Origin of the sequence: Collinsella sp. AM15-2, assembly GCF_003471985.1 — a bacterium.
In the GTDB taxonomy this organism is placed as follows: domain Bacteria; phylum Actinomycetota; class Coriobacteriia; order Coriobacteriales; family Coriobacteriaceae; genus Collinsella.
The window spans coordinates 40,094-49,429 of sequence record NZ_QRKO01000015.1; the positions used below are offsets into that span (position 1 = coordinate 40,094).

General features: G+C 65.7%; 9 protein-coding genes, 1 tRNA gene and 1 pseudogene. 7 read left to right on the forward strand and 4 right to left on the reverse strand.

What is annotated here, in order from left to right:
* The first annotated feature begins 1 nt into the window (after window position 1).
* The 7 genes from DW171_RS07375 (at window position 2) to DW171_RS07405 (ending at window position 5,780) form a co-directional block, all read left to right on the forward strand.
* On the forward strand, window positions 2-1,009 hold the full coding sequence (locus DW171_RS07375; RefSeq protein ID WP_118270852.1) for an NAD(P)H-dependent glycerol-3-phosphate dehydrogenase: 1,008 nt from the start codon (window positions 2-4) through the stop codon (window positions 1,007-1,009).
* Between the two features lie 18 nt (window positions 1,010-1,027).
* Window positions 1,028-1,699: a ribulose-phosphate 3-epimerase gene (rpe, locus tag DW171_RS07380; protein WP_118270853.1), complete on the forward strand. Its 672-nt coding sequence runs from the start codon at window positions 1,028-1,030 to the stop codon at window positions 1,697-1,699.
* A 6-nt stretch (window positions 1,700-1,705) separates the two neighbouring features.
* Window positions 1,706-2,884, forward strand: a complete 1,179-nt coding sequence (locus tag DW171_RS07385; RefSeq protein WP_118270854.1) for a cysteine desulfurase family protein — start codon at window positions 1,706-1,708, stop codon at window positions 2,882-2,884.
* Entirely contained in the window at window positions 2,881-3,690 is an 810-nt protein-coding gene (locus tag DW171_RS07390) for a Nif3-like dinuclear metal center hexameric protein (protein ID WP_118270855.1), read from the forward strand. Before DW171_RS07385 ends, DW171_RS07390 begins: the two co-directional genes overlap by 4 nt.
* Entirely contained in the window at window positions 3,687-4,406 is a 720-nt protein-coding gene (locus tag DW171_RS07395) for a zinc ribbon domain-containing protein (protein ID WP_118270856.1), read from the forward strand. Before DW171_RS07390 ends, DW171_RS07395 begins: the two co-directional genes overlap by 4 nt.
* Window positions 4,407-4,408: 2 nt before the next feature.
* On the forward strand, window positions 4,409-5,623 hold the full coding sequence (gene coaBC / locus DW171_RS07400) for a bifunctional phosphopantothenoylcysteine decarboxylase/phosphopantothenate--cysteine ligase CoaBC (RefSeq protein WP_233539134.1): 1,215 nt from the start codon (window positions 4,409-4,411) through the stop codon (window positions 5,621-5,623).
* A gap of 80 nt (window positions 5,624-5,703) precedes the next feature.
* Window positions 5,704-5,780, forward strand: a tRNA-Pro gene (locus DW171_RS07405).
* 606 nt (window positions 5,781-6,386) lie between these two features.
* Here the strand turns inward: DW171_RS07405 and DW171_RS07410 are convergent.
* The 4 genes and pseudogenes from DW171_RS07410 to DW171_RS10175 form a co-directional block, all read right to left on the reverse strand.
* On the reverse strand, window positions 6,387-7,823 hold the full coding sequence (locus DW171_RS07410) for a sensor histidine kinase KdpD (RefSeq protein WP_118270857.1): 1,437 nt from the start codon (window positions 7,821-7,823) through the stop codon (window positions 6,387-6,389).
* Window positions 7,811-8,473 carry a response regulator transcription factor gene (locus DW171_RS07415; RefSeq protein ID WP_117842661.1) on the reverse strand — a complete coding sequence of 221 codons (663 nt, stop codon included), beginning with the start codon at window positions 8,471-8,473 and terminating at the stop codon, window positions 7,811-7,813. The genes DW171_RS07410 and DW171_RS07415 overlap by 13 nt, the downstream gene beginning before the upstream one ends.
* Before the next feature lie 45 nt (window positions 8,474-8,518).
* Entirely contained in the window at window positions 8,519-8,899 is a 381-nt protein-coding gene (locus DW171_RS07420) for a hypothetical protein (RefSeq protein ID WP_199586906.1), read from the reverse strand.
* Window positions 8,900-8,915: 16 nt separating this feature from the next.
* Window positions 8,916-9,336, reverse strand: a pseudogene (locus DW171_RS10175) (lantibiotic ABC transporter permease); the annotation flags it as partial.

Sequence of the window (9,336 nt, forward strand, 5' to 3'; positions counted from 1 at the left end):
CATGAATGTTGCGCTGATTGGCTCCGGCTCCTGGGGAACCGCCGTCGCCGGCCTTGCCGCCGCGCGAGCCGAGCGCGTGACCATGTGGGCCCATAGCAAGCAGACGGCCGCCGGCATTAACGGCGAGCATCGCAACCCCAGGTATCTGGCGGACTACGAGCTGCCCGGCAACGTCGTCGCAACCACGGACCTGGCGCAGGCGCTCGACGGCGCCGAGGCCATCATATTTGCCGTGCCTTCGACGCACCTGCGCGACGTCTGCCACCAGGCGGCGCCGTTCATCGCGGACGAGATGCCGGTTCTGTGCCTCACCAAGGGCATCGAGCCCGAGTCCGGCTTGCTTATGAGCGAGGTCATCGCCAGCGAGATCGGCAACGAGCGTCGTGTGGCGGCGCTCTCGGGCCCCAACCATGCCGAGGAGATCTGCCGCGGCGGGCTTTCCGCCGCCGTCATTGCCAGCAAAGATACGCAGGTAGGGGAGACGTTTAAGGAGCTGCTCCTGTCAACTGCCTTCCGCATCTACCTGTCGCAGGACATGACCGGTGTCGAGGTCTGCGGCGCTATGAAAAACGTCATCGCCATCGTGTGCGGCATCTCCGCCGGCACTGGCGCGGGCGACAACACGCTCGCCCTTATCATGACGCGCGGCCTGGCCGAGATCAGCCGCCTGGTGCACGCACGCGGCGGACAGGCCATAACCTGCATGGGACTCGCCGGCATGGGTGACCTCATCGCCACCTGTACCTCGGAGCATTCGCGCAACCGCACCTTTGGCTACGAGTTTGCCCACGGCGTGTCGCTCGACGAGTACCAGGCGCGCACGCATATGGTGGTCGAGGGCGCCGTCGCCGCCCGCAGCGTGAGCGAGCTCGCCCGTTCACTGGGCGTAGACATTCCGCTCACCTTTGCCGTGGAGCAAACGCTCTACAACGGTGTTACTTTGGATAGGGCGCTCGAGATTCTTACCGATCGCGTACCCTCCCAAGAGTTCTACGGACTCACCGACTAGCGCAGAAAGGCTTCTACCATGGGTTCCATCAAAATTGCTCCGTCCGTCCTCTCGGCCGACATGGCCAACCTCAAGGGCGAACTCGATAAGATCGCCGGTGCCGACTACGTGCACTTCGACGTCATGGACGGTCACTTTACCGGCAACCTCACCTTTGGCGTTGACATCCTCAAGGCCGTCAAGCGCTCCACCGACGTGCCGGTCGACGCGCACCTCATGGTATCGAACCCCGATGAGACGGTCGATTGGTACGCCGACGCCGGTGCCGACATGATCACCGTGCACTATGAGGCCTCCACGCACCTGCACCGCACGCTCACGCATCTTCAGCAGCGCGGCGTCAAGGCCGGTGTGGCGCTCAACCCCGCCACCCCCGTGTGCGTGCTCGAGAGCATCATCGACGTCGTCGATATGGTGCTGCTGATGAGCGTGAACCCCGGCTTTGGCGGCCAGAGCTTTATCCCGGGCACCATCGCCAAGCTCCACGAGCTCAAAGCCATGTGCGAGCGCCACGGCGTGTCGCCCATGATCGAGGTCGACGGCGGCATCTCTTCCAAAAACATCGCCGAGGTCGTCAAGGCCGGTGCCAACGTGCTCGTGGCCGGCTCCGCCGTATTTAAGTCCGAAGATCCCGCTGCCGAGGTTGCGCTGCTGCAGAAGCTGGGCAACGAGGCCGCACAGGAGGCATAAACCCTTATGACCGCAGGTCAAAACCGCATACCCGTTAATCTTGACTATGCCGCCTCGACGCCCATGCGCGCCGAGGCGCTCCTTGCGCAGCGCGAGTACGACGACAGCGAGCTTGCCGGCGTCAACCCCAACTCGCTGCATTCGCTCGGCCGCAAGGCCGCTGCACGCCTGGAAGTGGCGCGTCGAGAGATTGCCCGCAGCTTTGGCGCGCGCCTCCGCCCATCAGAGATAATCCTGACCAACGGCGGCACCGAGGCAAACCAGCTGGCGCTGCTCGGTCTTGCCGAGGGCGCCCGTCAGCGCGATCGCAAGCGTAACCGCGTGATCGTATCTGCCATCGAGCACGATTCGATTCTGGACAACCTGCCGCTGCTGCGTGCCGCCGGTTTTACCGTCGACCTGGCGACGCCTTGCCGCGCGGGCTACATTGAGCCTGCCGCGCTTGTCGAGCTACTAGGCGACGACGTGGCGCTCGTGAGCATCATGGTTGCCAACAACGAGACCGGCGTGGTGCAGCCCATCCGCGAGCTTGCCGCGGCCGCGCATACCGTGGGCGCCCTTTTCCACACCGATGCCATCCAGGGCTATCTGCATATTCCGCTCGATGTCACCGAGCTGGGCGTCGATGCCATGTCCGTTGCCGCGCATAAGATCGGCGGCCCTGTGGCATCCGGCGCGCTCTACCTTAAGAACCGCACGCCGCTGCGCCCCCGAATCTTTGGCGGTGGACAGGAAGCCGGACGACGTGCCGGCACGCAGGACCTGCGCACGCAGCTCGCCTTTGCCGCTGCCGCCCGCACGCTGACGCCCCATGTGGCCGAGGAACGCGAGAAGCTGCAAGCCCTTTCCGACAAGCTCTACGCCACGCTTACGGCCCATCCGCGCATTCACGCCACGATGGGCGACTATGCGCATGCCGACCGTCTGCCCGGCATGGTATCGATCTACATTGACGGCATGGACTCCGAGGAGCTCATCATCAAGCTCGACGCTGCCGGCTTTGAGGTATCGGCAGGCTCGGCATGCTCGAGCGGCAGTATGGACCCCAGCCACGTTTTGAGCGCGATGGGCATCGGTCGCGAGCAGGCATTGGGCGCACTGCGCATTTCCTTTGATGACCGCGTGAATCCGGGCGATCTGGACGAATTTGCCCAGACGCTACTCTCGATCGTAGGCGCCGCATGATCGTCGCCGAGCTTGAGCGCGCGCTGCTGGCACGCTATCCCAAGGCGGACGCCGAGGGCTGGGATCACGTAGGACTCTCCGTTGGCGATCCGGCCGCGGAGATCGCCGGCGTTGCCTGCGCACTCGATGCGACCGAGGCTAATGTTCGCCGCGCCCAAGAAGCAAGCGCCAACGTGCTGCTGACGCATCATCCCATATACATCAAGGCACCCGAGGCCTTTTGCCCGGCGGATGCCACACGACCCCAGTGCAGCGCGGCCCTCTACGAAGCTGCCCGCTGCGGGGTGAGCATTATCTCGCTCCACACCAACCTGGACCGCTCGCACGAAGCCCGCATCTGCCTGAGCGAGCTGCTGGGTGCCGCACCCGTGTGCTCACTGGAGCACGTGGACGACCCCGAGACCACCGGCCTGGGCGCGCTTGCAACGCTCAACGACCCGTGCACGCTGCGCGATCTTGCCGCCCGTGCTGCCACGGCCTTCGGCAGCAACCCGCGCGTATGGGGTGAAGCCGAGCACCCGTGCCGAACCGTCGCCATTTTGGGCGGCTCCCTGGGCGACTTTGGAGAGCTTGCTATCGCCGCGGGCGCAGATGTTGTCGTGACGGGCGAGGCGGGCTACCACGTGGCGCAAGACCTTGCCTTGCGCGGGCTGCCGGTGATCTTGCTCGGTCACGACCGCTCCGAGGAACCGTTCGTTGATATATTGATGAACTCTGCAGTTGACGCCGGGGTCAACCCCCGTCATGCGATTAAAATACTGAACCCTTGCCAATGGTGGACTGTGACAAAAGGAGAGAACTTATGAGCGCCGGCGCTACGCTACTCAAGCTGCAACAGATCGATTTGGAGCTCGCCCGCAACAAGAGCGAACTTGCCAATATGCCGGAGCTCAAGGAGCTCGCTTCAAAGCGCAAGACCTATGTGAAGCTCAAGTCCGAGATGACCAAGCTCTACGCCCAGCGCAAGGATCTGGACATTGAGCTCGACGATCTCAACACCACCGAGATTCAGACCAACAACGCCATCGAGGCCGCCAAGAAGCGCCATGTCGACGGCTCCGACTACCGCGAGGTTCAGGACCTAGAGAACGAGCTCGCCACCCTGGCCAAGCGTCTGGACAAGATCGAGCACACCCGCAAGGACGTCGTCGTCGCCCACAAGGAGGCGCTCGACCGCGAGGCTCGCGCGCAGGCCATCATCGCCAAGTTCGAGGAGGGCGTGAAGGCCGATACCAAGGCCGCCCGCGCCAAGGCTGCCGATCTGCAGGCTCAGATCGATGCCGCCACCAAGGAGCGCATCGCGCTTGCCGCCATGCTGCCGACCGACGTGCTCACCGATTACGAGCGTCTGCTCAAGCAGTTCCGCGGCCTGGCCGTCGAGACCATCAAGGGCAATATCCCCACGGTCTGCCACACCGCGCTGCAGGCGTCGTCCATGAGCGACCTCAACCACGACGGCAGTGAGATTACGCACTGCCCGTACTGCCACCGCCTGCTCGTGCTCCCCAGCAAGGAAGCCTAACGATGACGGCGGCACCCAACAATTCAATGCAACTTGAGGGAAAAACGATCCTGCTGGGCATTACCGGCGGGATCGCCGCCTATAAGTCGTGCAATATCGTGCGCCTGCTGCAAAAGCGCGGCGCCCGCGTGAAGGTCGTTATGAGCGAGCATGCCACCGAGTTCGTGGGCCCGCTCACCTTCCGCGCGCTCACCAATGAGCCGGTCGCCGTGGGCTTGTTCGACGATCCCTCCGACCCCATCCACCACATTTCGCTGGCGCAGGAGCCCGATCTTGTGGTCGTGGCGCCCGCGACGGCCAATATTATCGCCAAGATGGCCAACGGCATCGCCGATGACCTCATCTCCACCACGCTGCTGGCAACGCCGCGACCCATCGTGATCGCACCCGCTATGAACAACGGCATGTGGAAGGCGCCGGCAACGCAGGCCAACATGGCCACGCTGCGCGAGCACGGTGTCCATGTGGTGGGACCCGGCAGCGGCTACCTTGCCTGCGGCGACGTGGACACGGGGCGCATGAGCGAGCCCGAGGACATCGTCGAGGCTGTCTGTGAGGTGCTCAACCCCGTGCCGCAAGACCTGACGGGCAAGCGCATCGTCATCACCGCCGGCCCCACGCACGAGCCGATCGACCCGGTGCGATTCATTGGCAACCGTTCTTCGGGCAAGATGGGTATCGCCCTGGCGGGGGAGGCCGCACGTCGCGGTGCCGCCGTCACGCTCGTGCTGGGACCGACATCGCTCGACGTTCCCCGCGGTGTGGAGTGCGTGCACGTACAGACCGCCTCAGAAATGCTCAAGGCAGCGCTGAGCGCCTTCCAGACGGCCGACGCGGCCATTTGCGCCGCCGCCGTCGCCGACTACACGCCGGCGGCCCCAGCGGACCATAAGCTCAAAAAGGCCAACGAGCGCCTGGATCGAATCGAGCTCGTCGAGACCGTTGACATCTTGGCCGAACTTTCACGCCAAAAGGGCGATCGCCTCGTAATCGGCTTTGCAGCCGAGACTGATAACGTCGTCGAGTACGCCGAGCGCAAATTGACCCGCAAAGGCTGCGATGCCATTATCGCCAACGATGTCTCACGCGCCGATTCGGGCTTTGGAACCGACACCAACAAGGCTTGGATCGTGAGCATAGCGGGTACGCAAGAACTACCCGTACTAACAAAACCCCAGCTCGCAGATACAATTTTGGACTTGCTTCAAAATTTGTAAAAAAGTTCTTGCACAAGGACAAAGTTTCGGGTTAATATACTCCCTGTTGCGAGCGAAAGCAGAGCAACAAACAAAAGCTTCGGGACGTGGCGCAGCTTGGTAGCGCACTTGACTGGGGGTCAAGGGGTCGCTGGTTCGAATCCAGTCGTCCCGACCAGAAGTTTGCAGGTCAGGCACTTAGCGCCTGACCTTTTTTGTTTTAAGCAATTGCTTAATTTTCAGTAAGCAACAGGGTGCCAAAAATCTACCTACGCGATAATCGCCTTTTGCGGCTACTTGCGCGTTTTGCACGCGCTTGAGCCGATTTATTAACGCGATATGAATCTACATACGCGTAGCTGGTATGCAGCCGAGTACAGGCTGTATTTATCGCGGCGATTAACACAGATATAGCGACTATAACGGACAAGCGTGTCGCTGTATTTATTCCAGTAGTTCACTTGATCGGTGGACAAGTTGGCAGTTGCAACGAAACGCCAAGCAGGATGGGCTCTATACGAGGACGCCGCAGGGTAATGGCGGGGGAGTGCGGCGGGCGCTCTGAGAGCCGCTGTGTGACCCCATGTCTCCTTAACTCGATAATTTGTGTTTCAAGCCACGAATCGGTCGAGCAATTGCCAAAAGAACGGCCCATGCAGGATTGCACGGGCCTTACATCAGATCAAATTTGAGCTAGAAGCACCAAGCGGAGCAGACGCAACACCATCTCGTCGCGGCCTCGGCGAGCGACATATCGCAGTCGAGGTAGACAACGAGGAAGTCGTCAGGCCCCGCAGAGGGGGACCGCGATGGTGGCCACCGCGCCGCCCGAGGGGCTGTTGGCGAGCGAGACGGAGCCCCCGTGGGCGCTCGCGGCCTCGGAGGCGACGTGGAGGCCGAGCCCGTAGTGGCGGCCTCCGTCGCGTGAGGAGCGGGAGGAGTCGTCTGTGAAGAGGCGCTCGCAGCCGCGTTCGAGGGCGGCGGGAGAGAAGCCCGGTCCGTCGTCGGACACCTCGATGACGAGGTGTCCGCCCGCGACGTCGCAGGAGACCGCCACGCGCGAGCGCGCGTGCTCGGCGGCGTTGACCACAAGGTTCGCGGCGGCTCGCGCCAGGGCGGTTCGGTCGAGTGGGGCCTCGGGCGCGCCCGCGACAGCGGGGCCCGTGGCCGCGTTGAGCGTCACGCCTCGCGCCCGGGCGATCTGGGCGGCCTCGGCGAGGACCTGTTCGCAGAGCTCGGCCGGCCGCATGGGGGCCCTCTCCGCCCCGCCGGACCCGCGCGAGGCCTCGATGAGCAGGCGCACGTAGCCGTCGAGCCTTTCGACACTGCCGGCTATGTCGCGCGCGGCGGCCGCGAGGTCGGCGTCTTTCTCGTCTTCCAGCTCCTCCGCCACGAAGTCGGCGTTGGCGCGCAGCACGGTGAGCGGCGTCTTGAGATCGTGGGCGAGCGACGCCACCTGCTCGCGCTGCCCCCGCTCCGCGGCCCAGCGGGCCTCGAGCGACTCGGCAAGGGAGGCCCGCATGGCGTCCATCGCGGCGAGGACGTCGTTCACCTCGCGCACGTTGGTGCTGCCGACCGCGAAGTCGAGCTCCCCCGCGCCGACGCGCCCCGCCGCCTCCGCGAGCGGCGCCATCTTGCGCGAGATCACGCGGCTCGCGCGGCGCGCCACGAGCGCGAGCGCGAGCGCGCTTCCCGCCGCGACGCCGACGAGCATGAGGTTCTGCGGGTTGGGAAGCAGGCCGGCGAGATCGCGCGAGACCCACTGCGGCAGGTACTCGCTGACAAGCGCGCATGCCCCGCCGTCCTTGAGCGGGAACGCGGCGTAGGTGAGGCCCGAACCCCCGCCCTCGATCTTCACTGTGCCCGGTTCCGCGGCGAGTGCCGTACGGGCCATTTCCTTCGCGTCCTCGAGCCGCGTGCCCTCGAGGTCTGTCATCAGCACGTATCCGTCCTTGTTCAGGATGAGGTAGCGGTACGCCGTCGGCACGTCCTGCTGCCCGCAGACGCCGTCGCGTCCCAGGCCCTCCGCGACCTCGCGAACATTGGCCGGCCCCCAGCTTGCCTCGTAGACGATGCCCGCGTTGATCGCCACGGAGAGCACCATGAACGAGGCGAGCCACGCCGTGGCGACCGCCGCGAACGCGTAGGCGAAGTAGCGCGCGATGACGAAGGAGAGTGGCATGCCCCCGCGACCTCGCGCCCCGATCTTCAGAGCTGCCACTTGTACCCCATCCCCCAGACGGTCGCGATCGGATCGGCGCCGGCCTCGGAGAGTTTCCTCCGGGCGCGGCTGACCTGCATGGATATGGCCGCGTCGTCGGCGTCGCTCTCCCAGCCGAGCACCGCCTCGCGTATCTGCGCGCGGCTCATGACCTGCCCGGGGTGGCGCGCGAGGTACTCGCAGATGGCGTACTCGGTGGGCGTGAGCGGCACGGTCTCGCCGCCCACGGCGAGGTCGCGCGCCCCGAGGTCGATCCGCACCTCCCCGAAGGAGAGAGCGTGCGAGCGCGGCCGGCGCTCACGGCGTAGATGGGCCGCGACCTTGGCGCGCAGTTCCGCGGCACCGAAGGGCTTGCGGACGTAGTCGTCGGCGCCCAGGCCGTAGCCGGCCACGGCATCCTCCTCGGCCACGCGCGCGGTCAGAAAGACGATGGGCCCGTCGAAGTCCGGGCGGATCTGCCGCACGAGCTCGAAGCCGTCGAGCCCCGGCATCATGACGTCGCAGAGCACGAGGTCGAAGCGCGAGAGGTCCATCCCCGGGACCGCCGTCGGGTCCGTCGCCCTGACGACCTCATGGCCGTCGCGGCCGAGGACGCGCGCGAGCGCGTCGAGGATCGCCCGTTCATCATCCACTGCCAGTATCCTCGCCATGTTCGACCTCCTGAAACTCTCGTCGGAATTGTACTAACGCCGCGCTCAGCGGTCCAGAGCCCTGCGCGCAGCCGCGGGCGCCTCAGCCGCTTCGCAAGCGCGGTAGCGCACGCCCGAGCCGCCGCGCGCCTCGATCCCGAGCCAGCCCTCGCCGTCCGACTCCCGCCCGAAGAAGATGAGCTGGAGCTCTCGGACATTGCCCCTGTCGTCCGCCGCGTCCACCAGGTAGACGTAGTTCGCCCCCGCCCCGGTGGCGTCGGCGTAGAAGCTCGCGTGGCTGCCGGGCCCGAGCGCGGGCGCCCACATGGCGATCTCAAGGTTGGGCAGCACGCGGTCGGCGATCGAGCGCAGCGCCGACCCCCCCCAGCCGGCGTCGAGCAGGGCATTCCTGCCCAGGATGAGCGCTGCGGAGAGGAGGGCGAGCACGGCGGCGAGCGGCCTCCTACGCATCTGCCCTCCCGTCCTCGAAGCGGCAGAACCAGGCGAGAAGGACGGCGGCGGCTGCCAGGGTGAGCGCGAGGCCAGCGAGCGCAGTCGTGAGGAGAGGGCCCGCCGCGCGTGCGGCGTCGATGAAGGCCTCCACCCCGAGCGACCCCAGGCGCGCGGGCCAGGCGAGCGGCACCCAGCCCAGGGGCGTCGCCAGGGTACCGGTGAGCTCGCCGGTCATGAGGCCGTGTGCAAGTCCGCCCACCGAGAAGAACGCGAGGAGCGCCCCCGCCGCGCCGCCGCCGATGGCGGCGTTGCGGCCGAGGCGCAGGGCCACGCCGAGCCCCAGCGCGTAGAGGGGCAAGCTGCCCAGCACGATGCCCGCCCAGGCGGCCGCAAGCGGAGCGGGCCCGAGCGGCAGGCGTCCGGCGACGGCG

Bases quoted from the DNA above. Each gene is read 5' to 3' on its own strand.
- DW171_RS07375 (WP_118270852.1), top strand. From the start codon at position 2: ATGAATGTTGCGCTGATTGGCTCCGGCTCCTGGGGAACCGCCGTCGCC.
- rpe (WP_118270853.1), top strand. From the start codon at position 1,028: ATGGGTTCCATCAAAATTGCTCCGTCCGTCCTCTCGGCCGACATGGCC.
- DW171_RS07385 (WP_118270854.1), top strand. From the start codon at position 1,706: ATGACCGCAGGTCAAAACCGCATACCCGTTAATCTTGACTATGCCGCC.
- DW171_RS07390 (WP_118270855.1), top strand. From the start codon at position 2,881: ATGATCGTCGCCGAGCTTGAGCGCGCGCTGCTGGCACGCTATCCCAAG.
- DW171_RS07395 (WP_118270856.1), top strand. From the start codon at position 3,687: ATGAGCGCCGGCGCTACGCTACTCAAGCTGCAACAGATCGATTTGGAG.
- coaBC (WP_233539134.1), top strand. From the start codon at position 4,409: ATGACGGCGGCACCCAACAATTCAATGCAACTTGAGGGAAAAACGATC.
- DW171_RS07415 (WP_117842661.1), bottom strand. From the start codon at position 8,473: ATGGCGAGGATACTGGCAGTGGATGATGAACGGGCGATCCTCGACGCG.